The organism is Clostridium sp. CM042, from assembly GCF_055080995.1.
In genome coordinates, this window is sequence record NZ_CM143646.1 from 2227778 (window position 1) to 2250522 (window position 22745).

The following is a 22745-nucleotide window of genomic DNA, read 5'->3' on the forward strand; positions in this document are numbered from 1 at the left end:
TTAAAGTAAAGAATCTCCATCTCGAATTAAAGCTTTTATAAGTTTCTCAGAAAACCTTTCTTCATTCCACTCCTTTTTACCTGCTCTATGCTTATTACAACATTTCATGAATTCATGAGGGTAAGAAATTAAAGCTATTAGAAATTTTGAACTACTTGTGTCTAGTCCTTCAATGTAGCAGAACTCTTGAGCAAGATTATGAAAATCAAGTTTCACTCCTTTTCTTTTTAATTTACTAAGTAAAAGGAAACAATCCATTTCCACCATGTTGTAATTACAATCTTTAAAACTAACCACTTCAACAAAATTATTTTTTCTGAGATTTTGAAATTCTGTATTTCCTAAGCATATTTCGCAACGCCTCATGCTTCTTGTTATAATCCCTAAATAATCTGCTTGGTATACTTCTCTTATACACTGTTCCCCTCTATCTATAACTTCCTTTCCATATTTAATAATTAATTGTTCAAAGGAATTTTTAGATTCATACTTTTTAATATTATTTATGTCTCCAGCCAACTTTTTAATAGAAATTTTATAATCCTCTATGATTTTCCCTGTATTGTTATTTAACTTATTCCTTAGGTACCCATTAAATCCCAAAGATTTTTCATGTAAAGCATAAATAGCACGAAATTGTTCTATTATTACTTCTTCAGTTACATCTATATTCTTAGATTCAATTTCACCTACATTTTTAACACCCTTAAACATCATATAATCTGAAAATTCATTATAGATGCTTATTGCCATTAGCACCACCTCAATTTAAATCTATTAGTCAAGTGATATATAATATCCAAGTACTATCTGCTCTTTTTATAATTTTTGTCCATTTTCTTTAATATCTCTCTTTGCTGCAATTCAAGCTCACTAAGTTTCTTTTTCCTTTTCTTTATTTTTTTAAGTTTTTTAACTTCCTCCTTCATGTTCTCGAGCTTTATATCGTATTCCTCTACAGTAGATTCCTGCGGATCAATTATTTCAATTTCAAGTTCATCATTGTACTCATCCTTTTTATTTTTCCCCACAATACTACCTCCCATATTTTATTTTTATGAATTTCTCAATAAAAATTTGCTTATCCACTCTATCCTCACGCATTTTTTCAAGTTTCCTTAAGAAAAACTCTTCTCCCCAATCCTTTTTTTCCCAATAATATTGAATTCCTATTTGCCAATATTCCTGTGGAAATTCCATAAATGCTGCCATTACTTCTATATCACTTTTATATATTGAATTTATAGCATCATACGCTTCCATTATAAAAAGCGCATTTTCAGGACTCCATTTGCCATTCTTCATTCTTCGTATTAGAAGGCTACTTAAATCATGTAAATGAGTGTCTAGAATGCAATAATCAAAATCAATGATATTCACGCCTCCATTTTTATCTAATAATACATTATGATGAGCATAATCATGATGGCAGAATCCCCTATGTTTAATTTCTTCTTTCATCTTACTTACATATTCACTTTTACATAAATTTTCTATTGATCTATTACTCCGTGCAAGCTCTTCCTCCATTATTCTTAAATAATCGCTATCAAATTCCGTAATGCATACTTTTTCACTTATTCTTCTTTTAAAATCTAATATTTCTCTTTCTCTAGTTTTAAAAGTTTCTATCCATTTAAGCCATCCTATTCTGGGCAACATGTACGGTGTAACTTTAAAATTCAAACTTTTTTTATGGAGTTCTGCAAGCTTTGAGGTACATAATTTTATTTCCACTGGATTATCATAATTGCATTCCCTTGCTTTTAGCCAATGTGTTAAATAAGCATATTTATTCTCAATGGCTATATACTCCTTGTTATCAACCGTCTCAATAATTTCCGGTATATTTTCAAAACCATTGCCCTGCAAATGTTTTATTGCACCAATAATAAATAAAAAATGCTTAAAGTCATAATTAATGATTTTCAAACAATACATATCATTTTCAGTTTCTATTCTGTAAACATTTTTTATTTTCACTATATCATTAATGCAAAGAGAATAATTATCTTGTACTGTCTCCCTTACTTCCTGGATTTCCAAATGCATGCCTCCGCAATATTGTTCTATTGCAGTATATGAACTTTCCCAATAACTTGTGCTTAATTATATTTTTATAATTAGCACACTTTTTAAGTAAAAACAATATATTAATATATATTGTCTTTTAAATGAAATTTATAATTATAAACATAGGGTTTTTATAATAATTTTAAGGAGTGAAACCTATGAAGATTGCTATTGATGCTAGAGGCATCAATTTATATAGTGGAACAGGTATTGGAACTTATACGGAAAATGTGTTTAAAAATTTAATTAACATAGATAATTTAAATAACTACCATGTTTTTTGGTCAGGTAACAATTATGAAATTATAAAAAAAGAAAACTGCAAAATAGTAATGACCTCTAAAAAGCATCAAAGATTTTTTGAAGATTACTATTTTCCAGAAAACATTTCAAAAGAAAACATAGACATATATCATATGCCTCAAAATGGTATAGGTTTTTCTCAGGAAATAACTTGCAAGAAAGTAGTCACTATACATGATTTAATTCCATATGTTATGCCCGAAACAGTAGGAAGAGGATATTTGCTAAAATTTTTAAAAGAGATGCCAATAATTATAGGGGGCTCTGATGGGATAATAACTGTATCCGAATTCTCTAAACGTGATATCTTAAAATTTTTCCCTGTAGATGAAAGTAAGATTTTTGTGACTCCTTTAGCTGCAGATAAAAAATATGTTCCTTTAGATAAAATCCACTGTAGGAATCTCCTAAAAGCTGTATATAATTTAACAGATCCCTTTATACTCTACCTAGGAGGGTTTAGTGAAAGAAAGAATGTGGCTTCTGTTATAATTGCTTTTTCTAAAGTATATAAAGATTTAAATAAAAAGTATAATTTAGTTATTGTAGGTGGCTATAAAGATTCGGGCCAAAAGCTCATAAAACTTGCAAATGAATTGAAAATAGACTCGCATGTTATTTTTACCGGCTTTGTACCTGAAGATCATTTACCCCTTTTCTATAATTGCTGTGATACTTTCATCTATCCATCTTTTTATGAAGGATTTGGACTCCCGCCTTTAGAGGCAATGAATTGTGGCACTCCTGTAATAGCTTCTAACCTTACTTCTATTCCAGAAGTAGTGGGTGATGGTGGAATTTTAATAAATCCATATGATATCTCAGAGATGTCCATGGCCATAGGTAACTTATTGAGTAATGAAGCACTAAGATCAGAATTAAGTTCTAAGGCATTAATAAGAGCCAAAGAATTTTCATGGCAAAACACTGCACAATGCACTCTCAAAATCTATGAGAGTATATATAATCGCGAATCTCCCTCGCAATAAAAAAGTATATATTACTACAACTATATTTTACGCAATATACACTTTTCAAACACACTATAATTAAGGCTTGCATAATAAATATGCAAGCCCCCCTTTTAAAAAACCAATTTACAGTTTATTAATAATACTCGCTAAATATCCTGCACCAAAGCCATTGTCAATATTAACAACACTAACTCCACTAGAACAACTATTTAACATAGATAATAGCGCAGAAAGACCTTTAAAATTAGCTCCGTATCCTACACTAGTCGGAACAGCTATAACTGGTTTATCTACTAATCCTCCAACTACACTAGTTAAAGCACCTTCCATTCCCGCCACAGTAATAACTACCTTAGCGCGCCTTATAACCTCTAGATTTTCAAATAGCCTATGAATACCTGCTACTCCTACATCATAAATTCTTTCAACCTTATTTCCAAAAATTTCTGCTGTAATAGCCGCCTCTTCCGCTACCGGTATATCAGAAGTGCCTCCTGTTACTAATGCAATATATGTACTTGGAATCTCAACTTCCTTTTTTTTAATAACAATTGTTCTTGCAAGCTCATTGTACTGTGCATCATCACATACTTCTTTTACCCCTTCATACATCATCCTAGAAGCCCTTGTACCAAGAATATTTACATCCTTAGTAAGCATTAATCTAACTATATCTTTTATTTGTTCCACAGTTTTCCCTTCACAATATATAACCTCTGGGTACCCTACTCTAAGTTCTCTATGATTATCTATTTTTGCAAATCCTAAATCTGAATAAGATAAATCTTTTAATTTATCAACGCCATCCTCAATGGATATATCACCATTTTTTATGCACTTAAGGAATTTCTTCATTTCTTCTGAATTCATATATTCTCCACCTTTTTTAATTTAAGTTACCATTTTATATTTTTCTACCTATAATGTTACATCTCTTTCCTTAATTTCTCATATACTTTACTTATAGGAAGTCCCATACTCTGGGCTATTTTCTTACACTCTTCATATTCTAACTTACTTTTTATTTTTTCGCCTTTGTAATAACCTTCTTTCACGGTAATTTCACCATAAGAGGTTTTTACTTTAGTAAATTTTCTTTGGATCATTGTTTTATGTACTTTAAAACTTCTTACTCCAAAGGTAGTAGTTTCTCTAAATAATACTTCTTTCATCTTTTCCATTTTATCTTCTTTACATAAAACGCTTATTTTCACGCTAGGTCTACCTTTTTTCATTATAATTGGAGTTAAATATACATCCAAAGCGCCGTCATTAAAAAGCTTATCGCTAATATATTCATATAACTCTGGATTCATATCATCTATATTACATTCCACAATTTCTTGAAATACTTTATCTTCATTTTCCACCTTGCCAGTATCAGACAAACTATCTGCCTCTTCTACTAACATGACCCTCAATACATTAGGGATTTCAGTATCTCTGTTACCTATGCCATAGCCGATCTTCTTTATAATAAAATCGTTATCATCTTTGAATTCAGAGACGTTAGCTGCAAGAATTGCGGCACCTGTAGGTGTTGTTGTTTCAAAAGGTACAGCTCCCATTTTTACTGGTATTCCCTTTAAAATTTCCACAGTAGCGGGTGCCGGTACTGGTATAATCCCATGAGCACACTTAACAAACCCACCACCAAGTTCTATAGAGGAACTCATTATTTTATCAACATTTAAATGACTTATGCAAATAGCAGCTCCTACTATATCCACAATAGAATCTATTGCACCTACTTCATGGAAGTGAACTTCATACAATGGTTTTCCATGAACCTTTGCTTCAGCTTCTGCAACCTTCATAAACATTTTTTTGCTTAATTCTTTTACTTTAGAGCTTAGCTCACTGCAATCTATAATTCCCTCAATATCTTTAAGATTTCTATGATCATAGTGACTATGATTGTTACTCTCATGTCCATGAGAGTGCTCCCCTTCAGCATTATCATGATGATGCTCACCCTCAGCATCATCGTGATGATGCTCTTGTAAAATTACATCCACCTTAGTGCCCTCTATGCCTTTTCTACTATCTCTTGATACCTTTATTTCATATCCATTTATACTTAGCTTACTTAATTCGTCTATTAAATATTTCTTATCTATACCTAAATCTAGCAATGCTCCTAAATTCATATCCCCACTAATACCTGAAAAACAATCATAATAAAGTATCTCCATTCTCATCCACTCCATTTCATATTTTTATATCTATATCATTGTACCAAATAAATAAATATTATAGGATAAATATGTTTAAAATAAAAAGAAGATAATCGTTTTTACAACTCTCTTCCCATAAATTTATTATGTTACTTTTTGATTTTGTAACATACAATTTTGTTTTTCAACCTCCATATAAATTTTTTCAACATTTTCGCCAAAACACTTAGATGATAATGGTTCTATTCCAGCATAAGCATTTTTCACCATCAAGGCTGATCCCTTTTTATCCATTAAAATTTCATATAATATTTGAGTTAAGTCTTCATCCTTATAGAAAATTCTTCCATTAACTTTATCATGAATTATACCTTCTAAATTTTTATCGTATTTAGCTACCACAGGAATTTGTGCCGCCATAGCTTCCTCAAATGTTAATCCTTGCGTTTCAGTTAGTGAAGCACCTACAAACACATCTCCCATCTGATAATACCTACCAATTTCTGTCCAAGGTTTTTCGCCGGCGAATACTACAGATTTTTCAATACCCAGTGCCTTAGCTAAATCTTCTAGATTTTTACGTTCTGGTCCATCACCTACAATGAGCAATTTGCAATTTGGTATCTTTTTAATTAGTTCCTCCATACTATTCATAATCACGTCTATGCTTTTTTCTTTTGCTATACGTCCAATAAATAATACAACTGGCTCAGTTTCATATATTCCAAAAGATTTCTTTTCATTTTTAATAAGCTCTTCACTGTAATTACTTCTTTTGAAAGGTTCAATGTTAACTCCAGTAGGAATTACATCTATATGTCTTGTTAACCCGTAATCTTCCAATGCATCTTTTACCTTTATCGTTGGTACTATTATAGCACTACAATCTCTACAATATAGTTCACTTACCTTCTTAGCAAATTGCGAAGCAGGCTTAAGCATTATACCATGGGATACATAATGTATATAATCCTCATACATAGTATGATACGTGTGAACTACAGGGATATCCAATTTTCTAGCAACTATTCTTCCAAATAGACCTATACTAAATTCCGTTTGTGTATGTATTATATCTAAATCTAATTTTTTTATCTTATTCATGATTTTATGCGAATATATCATCCCAACTCTTTGTGAAGGTAAAAGAAAAAATGGTATGCTAGGTAATCTAATGATGCCTTCCTGTTCCTCTACATCTGGGTGCGCAACAGTAATAATAGTTACATTATGTCCAAGATTACTTAATTCATTTTTCAATACCATAGTAGAAGTAACTACCCCACTTACTTGTGGATAATAAGCATCAGTAAAAATTCCAATATTCATAATCAATCCCCTTTAAACACTATATTTCCTTATAAAATTTTCTTATTTAATATGCATTTATAAACTTTAATTACATTAATGAGCTTTAATTACATTAATGAACTCTGCTTAATTTTTCACAGTAGCATAAAACCCAAAAATTATACAGGAATAAAATGTAATTAACCTCCATAATAATATAGCTGCCATTATATTATTAGATACAAAAAACAAACTAAAAAACATGTAGAAAGCACCCTCGGCTCCACCAATTGCTCCAGGTAATGGTATAAACGCTGTAAGCATAATTACAAATGAGGTTCCAGCTATCATACTGCCTACGCTCGTACCCTTCATTCCAAAACTAAGATAAATAAAATAAGGGATGCTAAAATATATTGTCAGTTGAAATATTGTATAAATAACAGCTTTAATCATCAATCCCCTGCTATGCTTTACTATTTCCATATTATCATGAAATTGATCTAAATTCTCGTTAATACGCATTTCTAGCTTTGATATATTCTTTACCACTCTAAATTTCTCTAATATTCTAGATAAAGCTATTATTAATTTTCGTGTTAATTTTCGATACTTTGAAAATATAATTAAGCATATAATCACACTGGCATTAACTGTAAATCCAAACCCTACTAAATAAAATAAATTGTTCATTTTACTTTTGAAAAAAGGCGCTTTCCAAAATATAAGAATTAAAGAATATACAGTTAATATTATTTGATAGATAATAAATTTAATCATTAGCGCTGAACCCGATTTTCCAGCTCCTAATTTTTGTTTTGTAAGTGAATATAATTGCATTGGCTGACCCCCAGATGCAAATGGAGTAATTGAATTAAAATATTGCCCTATCATAGTAACCTTAAATGCTTGTTTGAATTTATAGTCTTTTTTCATTAAAAGTATAATACTTTGCAATGTTTTAGCTTCAAAAATCCAATATAGCATCATAGAAATAACCGCAACAAATATCCATTGAATTTGCAAATTTTTCATTTGATGAATTAAATCCATCCAACCGTTTGTGAAAATGATCAACAAAACAAATATAACCCCAGAAGCTATCCCCAAAATAATATTAAATTTATATTTTTTCATTAGATTACCTACCCTTTATTCTATATACCTTTTCGTAAAATTTTTTCCACATAGCAAGTACATTCTCTCTAGAATAAAAACTGTGCCCTCTTATAGCTTTTTCTTTAGCCTGCTTATAATAAGTTGCATCATTTTTTAATTTTTCTATAGCCTTAATGAACCCTTCATTATCATGTTCTTTTAAGTAATAATCAAATAATATGTCCTCATATAGTTCCAAGTCTCTTAGCAGTACTGGAGTGTGAGTATTCATTGCCTCAAGTATCGACATGGGAAAAAGCTCGTTATAAGATGGCATAAAAAGAACATCTGATACATTATATATATCATTCATCAAATCTCTTTCAACTATCCCTGTAAATAAGATATTTTCAGGTGCATTCTCTATTTCATTTTTTAGTTCTTTATATCCGTCCGTAATATTTCCAAAAGAAAACCCACCAGCCCAAATAAATTGTACTTCTGGAAGTTTTTTTGCGATATCAATAAAATCAATAACACCTTTCCTTGTTTGTATTTGTCCTACTCCAAGCACAACAAAGGCATCCCTTGCAATTTTCATTTTTTCCTTTGCTATGTATTTATCCTCAATTGAAAGATTATAAAATTTTTCAGTAGAAACAAAATTAGGAATGTAAGTGATTTTCTTTCTATCAATATTATAAGATTCAAGCTTAGTTATAAAATTAGGATTTACTGTAACTAAATAGTCCATACTATTATAAAAACTTATTATATACTTATAAAAAATTTTTTCAACTAACTTGGGTAATTTAATACTTCCTTCAATAGTCTCAGGCAAGAAATGCACATAGCCCACTGTTACACCTTTTCTTTTAGCAAAAGGTATACTCAAATAATGCTTAAAATCAATACTATGATAATGCATTATTTCGGTTCTTGCTATTTTATTTATTACAACTTTATATTCTTTATCTAATCCGTTTCGGACTAAATTTACTTGCTCTAAATAAGCCGAACCTACTCCTTGACCTTTGACTTTATCAGCTGTTGACAGCATATTTATAGTAGGCATAATAGTCACTCCCGTCTAATCTAACTTTCTTATTATATATATATTGTACTCTACTATTATTAAATATTGATTAATGTTACCTTAAAATTTTCTTAATTTTTATCAATTTTCCATAAAATTCTACTTATAATAAATTTTACTTAGATATTTTTGTTCTAATACAAATAAATTACTCTTATTCAATAAATTAATTATACATTATTATTACATTAACTTACCAGTTATATTCTAATATAAAAAGCAGATAATACTCTTGTGCCCATTTTAATAAAAGACTGGAGGTAATAAATATGATGAATGCTGAAAATAAACAAATCGAAATTAACAACCTAAAAGTTATTAAAGACCAATTAGGATATGAATCATTACTTAATAAAAAATTTAATGAATATGGTTCACAATGTACAGACCAAAATTTAAAAAATCTTTGCAATGAAGCTAGCCAAACACATAAACAAAACTTTAATACATTAAAAACTTACCTTGATTCTCATCAATAATATATAAATGGAGGGATATTATATGAATACAAGTATGTGCGAAAAAGATTTGATGCATGATTTACTTGCTACAGAAAAACAAGTTATTTCTGCTTATAGTACAGGAATAACTGAATCTTCTTGTGAAAATTTGAGAAATACCCTAATTAACAATTTTAAAAACGATCAAGATATTCAATATAAGATATTTGACGCTATGAAACAAAAAGGATGGTATCCTACAAAAGATGCTGCTGATAATGAAGTTCAACAATTAAAAGATGAAGCTAACCAAATGATGAATGAATTAAAATAATTATAATATAATAATCTCTTATTAACTATAAGAAACCTCTAACATATTAATATGCTAGAGGTTTCTTTATTCATTTCATATATTTTCTCTATTAAGTAATCGCCTGCGAAGCTGCAATATTAACGGCTTCTACATTTCCACGAATTGCTTATATATGTCTGGTTTATTTTTAATTTTATTATGTCCATTACAAGCTATGACTAAAAGTATAACCCCTATAGTCAAGAACATTACATGAATTTCTACAGCATATTCTCCTCCTATTAATGAAAATAGTGGAGAAACTGAAACAGCCAGAATATTATTTGCGAAATGTGCAAATATGCTTAAATAAATTGAGCTCGTTCTTAAATATATAACTCCAACAACTAGTCCTAGTAAAAATGCATTTATGCCTTTAGGAATGTTCATATGAACTAGTGCAAACAACAATGCGGATACTACGATAGATATAGTTGGATTTATTTTCTTTGCCATTCCTTTTAATATTATTCCTCTGAAAACAATTTCTTCATATATAGGTGCTACGATAATATCACTAAATATTGATATAATTGGCGAACTAGGTAGTTCTTCGAATGATTGTTTTATAAAATTCGGCATCGCTATCTTGCTAATCCACAAAGTTACACTGTTATCAAATAGCAGACGGAAGGCTATAATAATGAGGGCTGCATAAGCAAAATCCATCCAATTCAATTCTTGTTTAGGTTTTTGATCATTTGCTTTATTACTAAGCCACTTGAATAAAATGATAATAACATACAATTTAACCAATACCCCAAAAACAAAAATTATATAAGGCACTACTTTTTCAAATCTCCCAGAGAATAAATTTAATACCTCTACAGGTAATTGCCCTAATCCCTCTAACAAAATTGATAGAAACATGACAAGAAGAGCTTTAATGATTCCCATTTTTTTAATATTTATAGCTCCATTTTCTATGTTTCTTAAAAAGTTCATTCGATCACTCTCTCTATTTTAATTAATGTAGCTTTTTTCCTTTGTTCTATCTATATATAATCGTCCCTCTTCTATAAATTTCGGGCTATAACCCCTTATAAACTCCATTAGATGCTCATTGTTTTCATCATATATTCACTATCCTTTCTCGTATTATATTTTTAAGTGTAACATAATTTTATAAGATGATATATGAACATAATGGTAACTTTGGTTATGTATAATCAATATTATTATATAGATAAAGATATTTTATTTAACAAAAAAAATCTATGTTTCTAAATATTGTTAAAATACAACATCTAGAAACACAGACCATATTAAATCATCTCCTGCGGAGATGTCATTAAATTATTTATTTTCCTATAAACTGTTGAGTCCAATAAATCGTTCCACTTTTATCTTTTGCCACTCCAACTCCTATTTCAGTAAAATTCTTACTTAAAATATTAGCTTTGTGTCCTGGAGAATTCATCCAAGACTTCATTACTGAAGCCGCCGTTTGCTGACCCATTGCAATGTTTTCACCAGCAGACGTATACTTTATTCCGAAGTTTTTCATCATATCAAAAGGCGACCCATAAGTTGGTGATGTATGAGAAAAATAGTTTTTATCTCCCATATCTCCTGACTTATATCTAGCTACCCTCGATAGTTCCCAATTATCCTTTAAGGGAGCTAGTCCTTGTTTTGCTCTTTCCTGATTAACCAATGTTACTACTTCTTTTTCTAATTTTTTATCCTCAGCTAAGTTTGGTACTTTTATGATTTGGCTAGGGATTATTTGACTAGGATTTGTTATCTGAGGGTTAATAGCTAAAACCTCTGAAACTCCAACCTCATATTTAACACAAATATTCCACAAACTATCTCCTGACTTAACTGTGTAATTAAATGTATCTTGGGCGTACACGACTGAACCTATTCCTGTTGTTACTAAAATACCTAAAGTTAATACTAATGCTTTTAAAGTTTTTTTCATCTTTTGTACCTCACCTTCCGAATTTTAATATGTACATCAAGTTTTTTATTTGCATGTCCATTCTATCATCTAAATGAGGTTTGTAGTTTTTATTTTAGTGGAATTTATGTCGTAATATGCCATAATATCATGTAATTACATTTATTGTGTTAGTTTAACTATTTTAAATTAACACAATCCCATTGTAACTCTTTAGGTGCTTAGCAAGGACTTTGAGCACAATTTTTATGTAGTTGACATAGCAACATACTTGCCATACAATATAGTAACTAGGTTACATTACAAGGTAGGTAATATGGAATGGCAAATTCTTCTCAATTATTAAAAGGAATTTTAGAAGGCTGTATTTTAAAAATAATTTCTAGAAAAGAAACTTATGGATATGGATTGTATAATTCACTAAAAACCACTGGCTTTGATGATTTATCTGAAGGGACCCTCTATCCCTTGCTAATTAGACTAGAAAAAAACGGTTTGTTATCATCAATTAGCCGAGACTCACCTCTTGGACCAAAACGAAAGTACTATTCTCTTACTAAATTAGGGGAAGGAGAATTAATAATCTTTTGCATGTCATGGGATAAAATTTCTAAATCAGTTAATAAGATATTGGGGGATGATCTAAATGATTAAAACAAAATCATTAATAAAACAATTAAATAAAGCAGCTGAAAACTTATCTCCAGAAAATGAAAGCATATTTCTTGACATTGTTGTCTATATAAGAACATCAAATATAAGGACAAGAGATGCAGAAGAATTCCTTCAACAGATATTGGACAGCTTTTTAAATGCAGAGCAGCAAGGTGTAGGTATTGAAACTATGCTAGGAATATCTGATATTAAACAATATTGCGAAGAAATAGTAAGCACTTATAAATCAAGCTATGATTTCTTGTCACTTTGTAGCGAATACATTATGTATACAGGAATGTTCATAATTATGTTGTCAATTATTAATTATATTACACAATGTTTAACTATAATTAAAAAATATGGGGTCAATGATTTAACATTTTATATAAACTTTAATTTAGGAATTATTTCTCAATTTTTACTTATAGGTCTTATTGTCATTGCCGTTATGGCCTATACCAAAAAAAGTTGTTTTGAGGAAAATGTTAAACGAGGTAAAGTAAAAGAGTTTTTTATACTTTGGGTAATAATGTTTTTATGGATTTGTATAATGCTAGCTTGTAGCATGTTTTTAGATAAATTTTTAGTCTTTAAATTAAATCTAATTATAGTTTTAATTGTAGGGATTGCTTTATATTTTTCAGGGAATTATTTCTCTGAAAAATAGAAAACGCTAGATTATAAATTAAAATCTTCCAGATAATAAGGCTACATTCCTTTGAAAATAATTTAAAGGAATGTAGCCTTATCATGTTATTTTAATGTAACACAATTACATACTTATCCAACTCCATTAATAAAGAAATCTAATAAAAATACAATAGAGGCAAACAACATCACAATGCCTCCAACTAAATATAACTTATTTTCTGTTTTATTTTTATATTTATAAAGAGAAGCAATTGCAATTTGAATCCAAAGAATTGCCATCAAGTCGTTATAGGGCATTTTGTGAAAAATCTTCCATAATGTAACTAATCCTAATATAAGATTTCCTATTGACGCCGCATAGTTTTCTGATTTAATTGTAACTTGCTTGACCCTCTCATCTTCCCATAAATTTTCACGTTTGCTTTTTCCTAAGATTTCTTCTTTTTTCATGATTAACAAACTCCTTTACTATCGCTCATTACCCTACTCAAAGTAAAATAAATCTTCAAATTTTTTATCTAATGCAATGCAAATTATCAATGCTAACTTTGCAGTTGGATTAAATTGACCTGTTTCTATTGAGCTAATTGTTTGTCTGGAGACGCCGACTATTTCCGCTAAATCTCCTTGAGACAGATTGTTTTCTGCTCTAGCTACTTTAAGTTTATTTTTTAATATTAATTCTTCTTTCATAAAGTCACACGTCCTTAAATTGTTATCAAAATTTGGCATATCACTATTCAGTTTTTATGACAAGTTATATTGTCACATATATAATATAACTCGTCACTAATATAACGATACTTGTCTTATCAACTATGTTTACTAGCAGAAAAAATTAAAAACAAATGACTGAGGTACCCTCCATAGTTTTTTGGAGTTTTTTTTATATAACTGTTCAATTGGCACGCCTAATAAAGAGAAAATAGTTATTGTATTGTGTTAATACTAAACATAAATTATTATTTTTCTAAACTTCTCGCAGAGCCCATTTTTTTATGCAATGGAATAAAATACACAATTACAATTCCTATACAAAGAACTATGGTTGCTGCCATACCGGCTTCAGGACCAAATAATCCACCAGTGAACCATTCTGCGCCAGTTAACTTTAAATTCATTAAACTACCTGTTGCTACTTTTAGTCCACTTACCTCAAAACCAAAAACATTTCCTTGAGTCCAGTTCCATGCAGCATGAAGTCCACAAGCCCCCCATAGATCATTAGTTTTTATAACATATAAGCCAAAAAATAAGCCTACTAAAACAACATTTATTATAGCTAAAATACTTACATTTGGATTTCCAAGGTGCATAAATCCAAAAAATGTAGAGGAAACAATTAAACCTACAGCTACATTATATCTTGCACCTAAAACATTCATAAACCATCCTCTCGAAAGAATTTCCTCTGCACCACTTTGTATCATCCAACCTGGTATAACAATTAGCACACCACTTAAAGCCGCTACACCTGAAAGACCTACTGGATTACTATTTACTACAGTATGCCCACTAACACTAAGCAATAAAACCACTATTGAAAACATTAAAATCCCTATACCAAAACCTATTAAATACTTTTTTATAAACCCTTCTTTTTTTAAGCCCATACTTGAAATACTTCTTTTTTCTCTAAACTTTACTCTAGCAAATACTAATAATGTTATAAATATAAAACCACAAATAAGTTGATTTAGTAATAAAACGGAAGGATTATTGCCAATAATTCTCTTTGTAAAACGAGCCAATATTTCACCTATTCCTTGCCCTCCAATTAGAAAAAGCAATACCCAAAATAAACATAAAATAATATTAGGAAGTACCTTCGCTTGTTTTGCTTCTCTAAATAAACCAGTTTTATTCGAAAACATATTATCACTCCTACTCTATTTGATTAAATCATCTCCTGTGGAGCTACATATTAACGACTTCAGAAGGATATTTATTCTCCCACTGAAGTTTTATTTTTGCTAGGGTAGTTACCCCTCACTTATAGAAGTGGGAGACTTTCCTTCTGAAATGTCGTTAAATTGCATATTGTAAAGGTAAGAATATAATCCTTCTTGACTTATAAGCTCGTCATGTGTTCCTCTTTGGTTTACTCCTTCATCAGTAAGTACAATTATTTCATCCGCATTTTTTATTGTACTTAATCTATGCGCAATAACAAACGTCGTCCTGTTTTTTGTAAGGTCTTCCAATGATTTTTGAATATATTGTTCATTTTCATTATCAAGAGCTGATGTAGCTTCATCAAGTATTAAAATTGCTGGATTCTTTAAAAATACTCTTGCTATAGACATCCTTTGCTTTTGTCCACCAGAAAGTTTTACTCCTCTTTCACCAGTATAAGTATCATACCCATGTTCAAGGCTCATAATGAACTCATGAATATTTGCCTTTTGTGCTGCTTCTATTATTTCATTTTCTGATGCTCCTGGTCTACCATATGATATATTTTCTTTAATGCTTCCAGAAAACAAATAAACATCCTGCTGAACTATTCCAATAGACTTTCTAAGTGATTTAAGTTTTATGTCTCTTATATCCATGCCATCTATTGTTATTGAACCATTGTTTACCTCATAAAATCTTGGTATAAGACTGCAAAAGGTTGTTTTACCACCACCTGATGGACCAACAAGTGCAATATTCTTACCTGGTTGTATTTTTATATTTATATTACTTAATACATTATGCCTATTATTATAACTAAATGACACATTGTTAAAGGATATCTCTCCCTTTGGATTAACTAATTCAACTGCATCTTCCTTATCGATTATATCAGGCTTTGTATTTACGACTTCAACAAATCTTTCAAATCCTGAAAGCCCTCTTTGAAACTGCTCCGTAAAATTTACAAGCTTATCAATAGGATTTAAAAATGTATTTATATAAAGTATATAAATTACAAGGTCAGATACTTCTAATGAACCGTCACTTATAAATATGCCTCCTACAAGTATAGCGCTAAGATAAAGTAATCCTTGAAAAAAGCTGTTGCCACTATGAAATCTGCCCATTATAAAATAACTTTCCTCTTTTGTCTTTAAAAATTCATCATTCCCTTTAGCAAATTTAGTATTTTCTATATTCTCATTAGCAAATGATTTTACTACGCGAATGCCCGCTAAACTGTCTTGAATTTGGGCATTTACACTTGCTATCTTTTCCCTGTTTTTCGAAAAAACATTTCGCATTTTATGATTATAGAAATATGAAAAATATAACATTACTAATGTAAATAGAAGAAGTATAAGTGTTATTCTTGAATTTATACTTGCGAGTATAACAAAAGACCCAACTATTTTTAGCATGGATATGAATACATCCTCAGGTCCATGATGTGCAAGTTCTGATATATCAAAAAGATCTGTAACTATTCTCGACATGAGCTTTCCTGTATTCGCCTCATCATAATAAGAAAAAGATTGTTTTTGGAGATTGTCAAAAATATCTTTCCTCATATCCGCTTCCATTTTTGCTCCCATTATATGTCCCCATGATGTTATGAAATACTGACAAAAATACCTTGCAATATACATAAGTAATAGCGCTATCCCCACATATAAAACATATTTAAATATTTTATTTCCATCATTTAATACATAAACATCATTTAACAAATATCTAACTATTAAAGGAAATACCAAATCAATTACAGATAAAATTAATGCACAAAACATATCCGCAAAGAACAAGCCCTTGTATGGTCTATAGTAACTTTTAAATTTTCTAAAAATATTCATTTTTCTTGTAACTCCTTTTCATTAAAGTTTGTTTATTATTATATCACTAAACTCATTGAGAATGATTATTTATTTCATTCTCAATGGCCCTTCTTAAAATCATTCTTTATATTACTATATTATTTAGTGTAAAATATATTTTATAATATTATTTCCTGCGCTAACAAAGGTTGATTCTAAATTATTTGTATATATTTAATGAACCTTTTATATTTTGACGCGTAGTAAATAGTGAAGGGGGGCAAGGTTTTGGATGATAAGTTTATTTGGATAACTTTTGATACTGATAAAAATCAATGACTTGAACTATTTATAGAAAAATATAAAACTCCTCTTTATAAGCTTTGTATACATTTGCATAAAAATAGTACTAGTGCTGAAGATCTATTTCAAGATACTTGGATAAAAGCTTTTAAATATATGGACGACTTTAACAGAAGTAAGGACTTTGAGCCTTGGCTCTTTACAATTGCTATTAATTTATATAAAGATAATTATAGAAAAGTAAAACGGTGGTTTTCAAAATCTATAGATTTTTTTGATATTAATGAAAAAAACATTGTAATGGAAAATATAAAGTCAACTACCTTTCTTCCTGAGGAATCTTATGATAATAACCAAAATAATCAACAGTTACAAATTAGTGTAAATAATTTAAAAGATGAATTTAGAATGGTAATTATACTTTATAGCGCTTGTGGATTTCCAGTAGAACCTGAGTGGAATATTTGTCCCAAGTGTGCCTCTAAATTAAAGTAAGATTAAATCGCTTAATTAATTGAATTGAGATCGAAAGTAAAAAAGGTGCTCTTCATGAACACCTTTTTTGAATGTTTTCAATTATTATTTGTTACATTCACACTGACAAAAAAGTTTAACCATTGTTATTACATGAATATACAGAAAATATTATTTTAATTGTGATAAATCTATTGTAAATTTATCTCCTACTTGTTTAGATTCACCATCCATCCTACCGCTTTTATCTGGATATTTAGCAGCGTAGGGAGTAAGGGATAATGTTTTTGCATTCTTATTAAGATTTCCATCTATATTTTCTATTTTAAATAATGCTCCCTCTTTATCTGAGTGAGATGCATAAAATGTAACTTTATTACCTAAATCATCAATTCCTTTTAAATCCACTGCATATGTTGATTTTGCTGTAAAATTGGATATTGAAGCATAAATTTTTTGACCTACGGCATTACTTGTATATTTTTTTAGAGTGTATTCTTCACCGTTTGGAAGTGAAAACTTCTTATTAAGTAATATTTCTTTAGTATTTATTTTTAATTGATCACCATTGGTCTTAAAATTAAAATCCCAAGAACCCTTTGTTTCCTTATCATTCAAATTCATAGTATGAGATGAGATTTTTATATTTAAATCTCCACTTACATCTACTTTACCTAAATCATAAGCCATAACTGTTTGTGTAGTATAGTCGTCAACATTAAAAGCTCCTCCTCCGGCTCCTTCATTTACACTTTTCCCGTTTACATAAATATCGTTTAAACAAAACCAGGATTGATTTTTTTCTAACTTTTTATTAGAACTTATATTATAAGAAACATTCAATTCATCGCCATCCAATATCACTTCATTTAATTTAACTGTTACTCCATTATCAGTTATAGTTTTATTTACAACGGTATTATATTCATCCAACTTCTCTTGTATCCCTAAAAAAGCACCTATATTACTGCTAAACGTTGATAATCCCGATACTTGAACATTATTTCCAAGTATTCCAACAGTTAGTGCTACAACTGCCACCGCTGCCACTATTTTTCTATTGTAGAATTTCTTTTTATTAATTGCTTTTCTAAAATTATTCTTTATGTTTTTCTTTTCTATATCATTAAATTTTTCTTTCTTATAATCATCTAAATTTATATCTGCTTCATTTAACATAGTGTATATATCATTTTTCATATTTAATGCCTCCACTTTCCCTAATTTTAAGCATACTTTTTATCTTTTTCTTCCCTCTAGATAATCTATTGTAAATAACTTCTCTCTTAATACCTGTTTCTTTACTTATATCATCCATTTCTTTTTCCTCAACATATAACTTATAAAACAAGTTCTTATCCTTCTCTTTTAAGCAATTTAACATATCATTAATATCATCCTCTAATTCATTTTTGATAATCTCTTCATGCGTAGTATCTGGAATGCCTAGTTCTAAGTCATCTATATTTTCATGTCCTAACGTTTTTAGATACTTTCTCTTATAGTCGATGCATTTAAATTTAGCTATTCCAGCTACCCAATTTTTAAATTCATTTTTATTTTTATCAAAACTACCAATGTTATTCCAAATTCCGAGAAGTATATCATTAATACATTCTCCTTGAACACTCTGCAAATTGTAAAGTTGTTTTTTTACAATGCATTTAATAATCCATCCATAGTTTTCTATAATATAGTCGAGCGCCCTTTCATTCTTATTTATTAACTGAATAATAAAATTTTCTTCTTGGATTTTCATTTTAAACCTTCTTTCTAAAGCAAGCTTGCATAGAGTATATCCCCTACACTTAATACTTCGCTTATTAACTTAGGATATCTATCAATGATTTAAATAAGTTATACTTTTTATAGAATTATCACTGTATTAAAATAGGAGAAATAACTTTCTATGGGAACTTCTCCTTTTCTTATTTTACTAAAAAAAATGGATAAAGAAATGTTAAATTTAATTAACACATTCTTTTATCCATTTTTATTTTATGAGGTCAATATCCCCATAGTAATATTCCTATATTCCCATACTATTCAAAATATCTTTGAGTTTCTTTAAATCTTCTAGAGATAAAGTAATCCCTTTACCCATCTTCTTATGCTCGCAGTCCCAGTCTCTAATATCATATTTAGGGTCTTTATCATTCCAAGAGACAAGATTTAGTTCCTTTGTCCAACCCTTTTCCGACTCGGAAATCACCCCTGATTTTTCTTTTATTTCAAATTTAATATCTGCCATTTAAAATCCCTCCAATAATAATTTTTCTATTTATTTGGAAATCTATTCCCCAAAATTGTTACAAAGCTTATTTACTATTTTTACATAAATGTAAAAATAAACACCCCAGGTATGTTTATATATCAATGGTAAATATAAATTCGGCCCCAGCTACTGGGTTGCTCTTACATTTAATGTCTCCGCCATGGGCTTCTACAATATATTTGCATATGGATAATCCGAGTCCAGAACCTGGAATGCTCATACTTCTAGATTTTTCTGCTCTATAGAATTTGTTAAAAACATATGGAATATCTTCTAAACTGATGCCACTTCCATTATCCATTACAGAAAAAGCTATCTTATTTTCAGTTTCAAGATAAAAAACAGTAATTTTTATCTTCCCATTTTCATAATTAGTATATTTTATACTATTCTCTATAAGGTTGTAAATCACTTGTGATATACGACTCCTATCCATAGAAACCATTATATTTGCAGCATTGCACTGATATTCAAATATAATTCCATGATGTTCCACTAAAAGCTTTAACTCTAACATTATCTTTTTTAAATATGCATCCAAATAACACTCACTTTTCACAATTTTCAGTTCATTCAATTCTGCATTAGAATGCTCTGACAAATCGTTAATCATTTTAGTAATTACATGGGTTTTTCTAATAATAACTTCCACATATTTTTTACGTTTTTCCTCAGTGTTTGAAACACCATCCCGCAACCCTTCACTGTAGGCTTTAATTGTTGATATAGGTGTTTTTAAATCATGAGAAATGCACGAAATAAGTTCCTTTTGGGACCTTTTTAATTGCTTTTCTTTTTCTCTCTTTTCCTTTAATTGATCTCGCATTAATTCGAAACCATAGCTTAATTCAGCTACTTCATTATGCAACAATCTATTTCCTCTTGCGCGTGCTACCGAAATGTCATAATTACCTTCAATTATAGCTTTTGAGGACTGGTTTATTTCAAGCATAGGATCTAAAACATGGTGTTTCATATAAATACTTACGGCAATTAATATAAGTATCACAAAGATAATTCCACAAATAATTGGTGCAAATAAATAAAACAAATTTTCTATTTCTGTACGTTTTAATATCTTCTCTCTTGGTATGATAAACACAGCAAATTTGTCGACCTTTCCCTCACTTAACAAAACAAAAGAAACTTTAATTTGTTTGTTATTCTTTTCATAAAAACTTTTATCAGATTGGAGAATCTCTTTAATATTTATAAATTCCCCTTTTTTATAATCATTTTTGTCACTGGTATAAACAACCATTCCAGCTAAATCAAACACCGTATAAGAAAATTCACCTTGTTTATATTGTTTTGATTCTATTTCATGCACCTGACTTGCTACTAGCATCCTGGCCTTATTATAAAGAAATTTCTCTTTATTATTTGAATATCTTATCATAGACATTAGTGTGGATATCACCAAAATGAGCACTATAAAAAAATGCAACTCTATTTGTTGTTTAAAAATTCTATTTTTCATAATTTTATACGGATAGCTTGTACCCTACTCCCCATACTGTTTTAATATAACCAAGTCCAAAATTATTCAACTTTTCTCGAATTCTTTTTATATAAACTGCCACACTACTAATATCACCAAATTCATTCATACCCCAAACCTCTTGGTATATTTGCTCCTTTGAAAACACTTGATTTACATTCCTTGCAAAAAAATATAAGACTTCAAATTCTTTTGTGGTAAAATCTATAATTTTTCCATCTATACTTGCCTCATAGCTTTCCTTTCTAATTTTAATCTTACCAATAGTAATAATCACAGAAGGAGCTTTCGATTGTTCGAGCTCTTTATACCTTCTTAAATGAGCTTTTACTCTTGCCACAAGTTCCAAAGGACTAAAGGGCTTTGTAACATAATCATCTGCTCCAATTCCAAGAGAAATCACTTTATCCATCTCTCCACTTTTGGCGGATACCATTATTATAGGTATATTAGAATTATTTCGAATTTGCTTACAAACTTCCATACCATTTATCTTAGGGAGCATAATATCAAGAAGTACAAGTTCTGGTTTCTTGGATTTAAAAAGCTTTAATCCTTCTTCACCATCAAAAGAAATGAATACTTTGAAACCTTCTATTTCTAGATAATCACGTAATATTTCAGCGAGTTCTCGCTCATCTTCAATAATTAAAATTGTTTTTTGCTCCATAATATCTCCTGTTTTTCTTACCATCCTCGTTTTTTTAAAAATTCATAAACTATTTTTTCTCTTTCATCAGCTGTTTCTTTTTTATATTCATCTAATCTTAAATCTCCATCAAAATAGCCATCTTTTAAAAAGATAATTCGATTGCCTCTAAGTGCAGCTTTTAAGTCGTGGGTTACCATAACAACTGCTTGACCGCCCTTATGAATATCAGAAAAAACATCTAGCACATTTTCTCCTTGAGCTGAGTTAAGTGCACCTGTGGGTTCATCAGCAAATAATAATTCAGGCTCATTTATAAGTGCTCTGCAAATCGCTACCCTCTGACTTTGACCACCAGATAATTGACTGGGGAATTTCTTTCTGTGATCTGTTAGCTCCATTTTATCTAATAACTCATCAATTTTTTTATCAATGTCAAATTTCTTTTTATTAGTTTTGTAGGTTGGACTTACAATATTCTCATAAATGGTTAAATCAGGTATTAAGTTAATGCCTTGAAATACAAATCCAATTTTATTTCTTCGTAAATCAGCCATTTCACTTTCCTTATAATTTGTAATATTTTCATCACCTAGAAATACCTCTCCACTAGTTGCTCCATCCATGCCGCTTAAAAGGTACAGCAAAGTGGATTTACCAGAGCCGGAGCTTCCCATAACTACTGTAAAGTCTTCTTTATTTATCTCAAGGTTTAAGTTTTTAATTACATTATTTACTTCACCATCGCTTAAAAAACTTTTACATAATAAGTTTGTTTTAATTATAACATTATTCATAAAATTCTAC

26 protein-coding genes are annotated in these 22745 nt (G+C 29.6%); 6 read left to right on the forward strand and 20 right to left on the reverse strand.

Annotated features, from left to right (window positions below; translation table 11 throughout):
• The 3 genes from ACWJJ7_RS10535 to ACWJJ7_RS10545 are packed head-to-tail and all read right to left on the reverse strand — an operon-like array spanning position 1 to position 2046.
• Positions 1–753: a spore coat protein gene (locus tag ACWJJ7_RS10535; RefSeq protein WP_462962100.1), complete on the reverse strand. Its 753-nt coding sequence runs from the start codon at positions 751–753 to the stop codon at positions 1–3.
• A 53-nt stretch (positions 754–806) separates the two neighbouring features.
• A complete protein-coding gene (locus ACWJJ7_RS10540; RefSeq protein WP_462962101.1) occupies positions 807–1031 on the reverse strand; it encodes a hypothetical protein in 225 nt (74 codons plus the stop codon).
• Positions 1032–1035: 4 nt separating this feature from the next.
• A complete protein-coding gene (locus ACWJJ7_RS10545; RefSeq protein WP_462962102.1) occupies positions 1036–2046 on the reverse strand; it encodes a CotS family spore coat protein in 1011 nt (336 codons plus the stop codon).
• Positions 2047–2231: 185 nt separating this feature from the next.
• Between ACWJJ7_RS10545 and ACWJJ7_RS10550 the strand changes: the two genes are divergently transcribed.
• The gene (locus tag ACWJJ7_RS10550) at positions 2232–3365 is read left to right on the forward strand and encodes a glycosyltransferase family 4 protein (RefSeq protein WP_462962103.1); all 1134 of its coding nucleotides are present in this window, start codon (positions 2232–2234) and stop codon (positions 3363–3365) included.
• A gap of 108 nt (positions 3366–3473) precedes the next feature.
• Here ACWJJ7_RS10550 and larB read toward each other — a convergent pair whose 3' ends face one another.
• The 5 genes from larB to ACWJJ7_RS10575 form a co-directional block, all read right to left on the reverse strand.
• Complete coding sequence (gene larB, locus ACWJJ7_RS10555) at positions 3474–4220, reverse strand: nickel pincer cofactor biosynthesis protein LarB (protein WP_462962104.1); 747 nt, start codon at positions 4218–4220, stop codon at positions 3474–3476.
• A 56-nt stretch (positions 4221–4276) separates the two neighbouring features.
• Positions 4277–5545 (reverse strand): nickel pincer cofactor biosynthesis protein LarC, encoded by a 1269-nt coding sequence (gene larC, locus ACWJJ7_RS10560; protein WP_462962105.1) that lies wholly within the window; start codon positions 5543–5545, stop codon positions 4277–4279.
• A 126-nt stretch (positions 5546–5671) separates the two neighbouring features.
• A complete protein-coding gene (locus ACWJJ7_RS10565) occupies positions 5672–6856 on the reverse strand; it encodes a glycosyltransferase family 4 protein (protein ID WP_462962106.1) in 1185 nt (394 codons plus the stop codon).
• A 108-nt stretch (positions 6857–6964) separates the two neighbouring features.
• Positions 6965–7954: a lysylphosphatidylglycerol synthase transmembrane domain-containing protein gene (locus ACWJJ7_RS10570; protein WP_462962107.1), complete on the reverse strand. Its 990-nt coding sequence runs from the start codon at positions 7952–7954 to the stop codon at positions 6965–6967.
• A gap of 4 nt (positions 7955–7958) precedes the next feature.
• Complete coding sequence (locus ACWJJ7_RS10575) at positions 7959–8990, reverse strand: glycosyltransferase family 4 protein (RefSeq protein WP_462962108.1); 1032 nt, start codon at positions 8988–8990, stop codon at positions 7959–7961.
• A 290-nt stretch (positions 8991–9280) separates the two neighbouring features.
• On the opposite strand from ACWJJ7_RS10575, the gene ACWJJ7_RS10580 reads away from it, so the two are divergent.
• Both ACWJJ7_RS10580 and ACWJJ7_RS10585 read left to right on the forward strand, forming a co-directional pair.
• On the forward strand, positions 9281–9490 hold the full coding sequence (locus ACWJJ7_RS10580) for a hypothetical protein (protein ID WP_462962109.1): 210 nt from the start codon (positions 9281–9283) through the stop codon (positions 9488–9490).
• 34 nt (positions 9491–9524) lie between these two features.
• Entirely contained in the window at positions 9525–9785 is a 261-nt protein-coding gene (locus tag ACWJJ7_RS10585) for a spore coat protein (RefSeq protein ID WP_462964976.1), read from the forward strand.
• 129 nt (positions 9786–9914) lie between these two features.
• On the opposite strand, the gene ACWJJ7_RS10590 is transcribed toward ACWJJ7_RS10585, so the two are convergent.
• Together ACWJJ7_RS10590 and ACWJJ7_RS10595 are read right to left on the reverse strand one after the other, a co-directional pair.
• Positions 9915–10751: a lysostaphin resistance A-like protein gene (locus tag ACWJJ7_RS10590; protein ID WP_462962110.1), complete on the reverse strand. Its 837-nt coding sequence runs from the start codon at positions 10749–10751 to the stop codon at positions 9915–9917.
• A gap of 355 nt (positions 10752–11106) precedes the next feature.
• Positions 11107–11733, reverse strand: a complete 627-nt coding sequence (locus tag ACWJJ7_RS10595; protein ID WP_462962111.1) for a CAP domain-containing protein — start codon at positions 11731–11733, stop codon at positions 11107–11109.
• Positions 11734–12033: 300 nt separating this feature from the next.
• Here ACWJJ7_RS10595 and ACWJJ7_RS10600 point away from each other — a divergent pair, with 300 nt between their 5' ends.
• Positions 12034–12366, forward strand: a complete 333-nt coding sequence (locus ACWJJ7_RS10600; RefSeq protein ID WP_462962112.1) for a PadR family transcriptional regulator — start codon at positions 12034–12036, stop codon at positions 12364–12366.
• Entirely contained in the window at positions 12359–13036 is a 678-nt protein-coding gene (locus ACWJJ7_RS10605; protein WP_462962113.1) for a DUF1129 family protein, read from the forward strand. Before ACWJJ7_RS10600 ends, ACWJJ7_RS10605 begins: the two co-directional genes overlap by 8 nt.
• A 113-nt stretch (positions 13037–13149) precedes the next feature.
• Here the strand turns inward: ACWJJ7_RS10605 and ACWJJ7_RS10610 are convergent, their stop codons facing one another.
• From ACWJJ7_RS10610 to ACWJJ7_RS10625, 4 genes are all read right to left on the reverse strand, one after another.
• Positions 13150–13470 (reverse strand): DUF6442 family protein, encoded by a 321-nt coding sequence (locus ACWJJ7_RS10610; RefSeq protein ID WP_462962114.1) that lies wholly within the window; start codon positions 13468–13470, stop codon positions 13150–13152.
• Positions 13471–13503: 33 nt separating this feature from the next.
• Positions 13504–13713 (reverse strand): helix-turn-helix transcriptional regulator, encoded by a 210-nt coding sequence (locus ACWJJ7_RS10615; RefSeq protein WP_462964977.1) that lies wholly within the window; start codon positions 13711–13713, stop codon positions 13504–13506.
• A gap of 269 nt (positions 13714–13982) precedes the next feature.
• Positions 13983–14894, reverse strand: coding sequence for a lysostaphin resistance A-like protein (locus ACWJJ7_RS10620; RefSeq protein ID WP_462962115.1), 912 nt, complete (start codon positions 14892–14894; stop codon positions 13983–13985).
• Between the two features lie 108 nt (positions 14895–15002).
• Positions 15003–16775, reverse strand: a complete 1773-nt coding sequence (locus ACWJJ7_RS10625) for an ABC transporter ATP-binding protein (RefSeq protein ID WP_462962116.1) — start codon at positions 16773–16775, stop codon at positions 15003–15005.
• Between the two features lie 312 nt (positions 16776–17087).
• Between ACWJJ7_RS10625 and ACWJJ7_RS10630 the strand changes: the two genes are divergently transcribed.
• The gene (locus tag ACWJJ7_RS10630; protein ID WP_462964978.1) at positions 17088–17534 is read left to right on the forward strand and encodes a sigma-70 family RNA polymerase sigma factor; all 447 of its coding nucleotides are present in this window, start codon (positions 17088–17090) and stop codon (positions 17532–17534) included.
• A gap of 150 nt (positions 17535–17684) precedes the next feature.
• Here ACWJJ7_RS10630 and ACWJJ7_RS10635 read toward each other — a convergent pair whose 3' ends face one another.
• The 6 genes from ACWJJ7_RS10635 to ACWJJ7_RS10660 form a co-directional block, all read right to left on the reverse strand.
• The gene (locus ACWJJ7_RS10635; RefSeq protein WP_462962117.1) at positions 17685–18713 is read right to left on the reverse strand and encodes a DUF4179 domain-containing protein; all 1029 of its coding nucleotides are present in this window, start codon (positions 18711–18713) and stop codon (positions 17685–17687) included.
• Entirely contained in the window at positions 18703–19272 is a 570-nt protein-coding gene (locus ACWJJ7_RS10640) for a sigma-70 family RNA polymerase sigma factor (RefSeq protein ID WP_462962118.1), read from the reverse strand. Before ACWJJ7_RS10640 ends, ACWJJ7_RS10635 begins: the two co-directional genes overlap by 11 nt.
• Before the next feature lie 270 nt (positions 19273–19542).
• Positions 19543–19764, reverse strand: coding sequence for a YdbC family protein (locus ACWJJ7_RS10645; RefSeq protein ID WP_462962119.1), 222 nt, complete (start codon positions 19762–19764; stop codon positions 19543–19545).
• A gap of 115 nt (positions 19765–19879) precedes the next feature.
• On the reverse strand, positions 19880–21187 hold the full coding sequence (locus ACWJJ7_RS10650) for a sensor histidine kinase (RefSeq protein WP_462962120.1): 1308 nt from the start codon (positions 21185–21187) through the stop codon (positions 19880–19882).
• An 85-nt stretch (positions 21188–21272) separates the two neighbouring features.
• Positions 21273–21983 (reverse strand): response regulator transcription factor, encoded by a 711-nt coding sequence (locus ACWJJ7_RS10655; RefSeq protein WP_462962121.1) that lies wholly within the window; start codon positions 21981–21983, stop codon positions 21273–21275.
• Positions 21977–22735: an ABC transporter ATP-binding protein gene (locus ACWJJ7_RS10660; protein ID WP_462962122.1), complete on the reverse strand. Its 759-nt coding sequence runs from the start codon at positions 22733–22735 to the stop codon at positions 21977–21979. Before ACWJJ7_RS10660 ends, ACWJJ7_RS10655 begins: the two co-directional genes overlap by 7 nt.
• Positions 22736–22745 lie beyond the last annotated feature (10 nt).

Bases quoted from the DNA above. Each gene is read 5' to 3' on its own strand.
- ACWJJ7_RS10660 (WP_462962122.1), bottom strand. From the start codon at position 22,735: ATGAATAATGTTATAATTAAAACAAACTTATTATGTAAAAGTTTTTTA.
- ACWJJ7_RS10565 (WP_462962106.1), bottom strand. From the start codon at position 6,856: ATGAATATTGGAATTTTTACTGATGCTTATTATCCACAAGTAAGTGGG.
- ACWJJ7_RS10600 (WP_462962112.1), top strand. From the start codon at position 12,034: ATGGCAAATTCTTCTCAATTATTAAAAGGAATTTTAGAAGGCTGTATT.
- ACWJJ7_RS10575 (WP_462962108.1), bottom strand. From the start codon at position 8,990: ATGCCTACTATAAATATGCTGTCAACAGCTGATAAAGTCAAAGGTCAA.
- larB (WP_462962104.1), bottom strand. From the start codon at position 4,220: ATGAATTCAGAAGAAATGAAGAAATTCCTTAAGTGCATAAAAAATGGT.
- ACWJJ7_RS10640 (WP_462962118.1), bottom strand. From the start codon at position 19,272: ATGAAAATCCAAGAAGAAAATTTTATTATTCAGTTAATAAATAAGAAT.
- ACWJJ7_RS10580 (WP_462962109.1), top strand. From the start codon at position 9,281: ATGATGAATGCTGAAAATAAACAAATCGAAATTAACAACCTAAAAGTT.
- ACWJJ7_RS10615 (WP_462964977.1), bottom strand. From the start codon at position 13,713: ATGAAAGAAGAATTAATATTAAAAAATAAACTTAAAGTAGCTAGAGCA.
- ACWJJ7_RS10655 (WP_462962121.1), bottom strand. From the start codon at position 21,983: ATGGTAAGAAAAACAGGAGATATTATGGAGCAAAAAACAATTTTAATT.
- ACWJJ7_RS10650 (WP_462962120.1), bottom strand. From the start codon at position 21,187: ATGATAAGATATTCAAATAATAAAGAGAAATTTCTTTATAATAAGGCC.
- ACWJJ7_RS10535 (WP_462962100.1), bottom strand. From the start codon at position 753: ATGGCAATAAGCATCTATAATGAATTTTCAGATTATATGATGTTTAAG.
- larC (WP_462962105.1), bottom strand. From the start codon at position 5,545: ATGGAGATACTTTATTATGATTGTTTTTCAGGTATTAGTGGGGATATG.
- ACWJJ7_RS10620 (WP_462962115.1), bottom strand. From the start codon at position 14,894: ATGTTTTCGAATAAAACTGGTTTATTTAGAGAAGCAAAACAAGCGAAG.
- ACWJJ7_RS10610 (WP_462962114.1), bottom strand. From the start codon at position 13,470: ATGAAAAAAGAAGAAATCTTAGGAAAAAGCAAACGTGAAAATTTATGG.
- ACWJJ7_RS10645 (WP_462962119.1), bottom strand. From the start codon at position 19,764: ATGGCAGATATTAAATTTGAAATAAAAGAAAAATCAGGGGTGATTTCC.
- ACWJJ7_RS10590 (WP_462962110.1), bottom strand. From the start codon at position 10,751: ATGAACTTTTTAAGAAACATAGAAAATGGAGCTATAAATATTAAAAAA.
- ACWJJ7_RS10550 (WP_462962103.1), top strand. From the start codon at position 2,232: ATGAAGATTGCTATTGATGCTAGAGGCATCAATTTATATAGTGGAACA.
- ACWJJ7_RS10570 (WP_462962107.1), bottom strand. From the start codon at position 7,954: ATGAAAAAATATAAATTTAATATTATTTTGGGGATAGCTTCTGGGGTT.
- ACWJJ7_RS10625 (WP_462962116.1), bottom strand. From the start codon at position 16,775: ATGAATATTTTTAGAAAATTTAAAAGTTACTATAGACCATACAAGGGC.
- ACWJJ7_RS10635 (WP_462962117.1), bottom strand. From the start codon at position 18,713: ATGAAAAATGATATATACACTATGTTAAATGAAGCAGATATAAATTTA.
- ACWJJ7_RS10605 (WP_462962113.1), top strand. From the start codon at position 12,359: ATGATTAAAACAAAATCATTAATAAAACAATTAAATAAAGCAGCTGAA.
- ACWJJ7_RS10585 (WP_462964976.1), top strand. From the start codon at position 9,525: ATGTGCGAAAAAGATTTGATGCATGATTTACTTGCTACAGAAAAACAA.
- ACWJJ7_RS10595 (WP_462962111.1), bottom strand. From the start codon at position 11,733: ATGAAAAAAACTTTAAAAGCATTAGTATTAACTTTAGGTATTTTAGTA.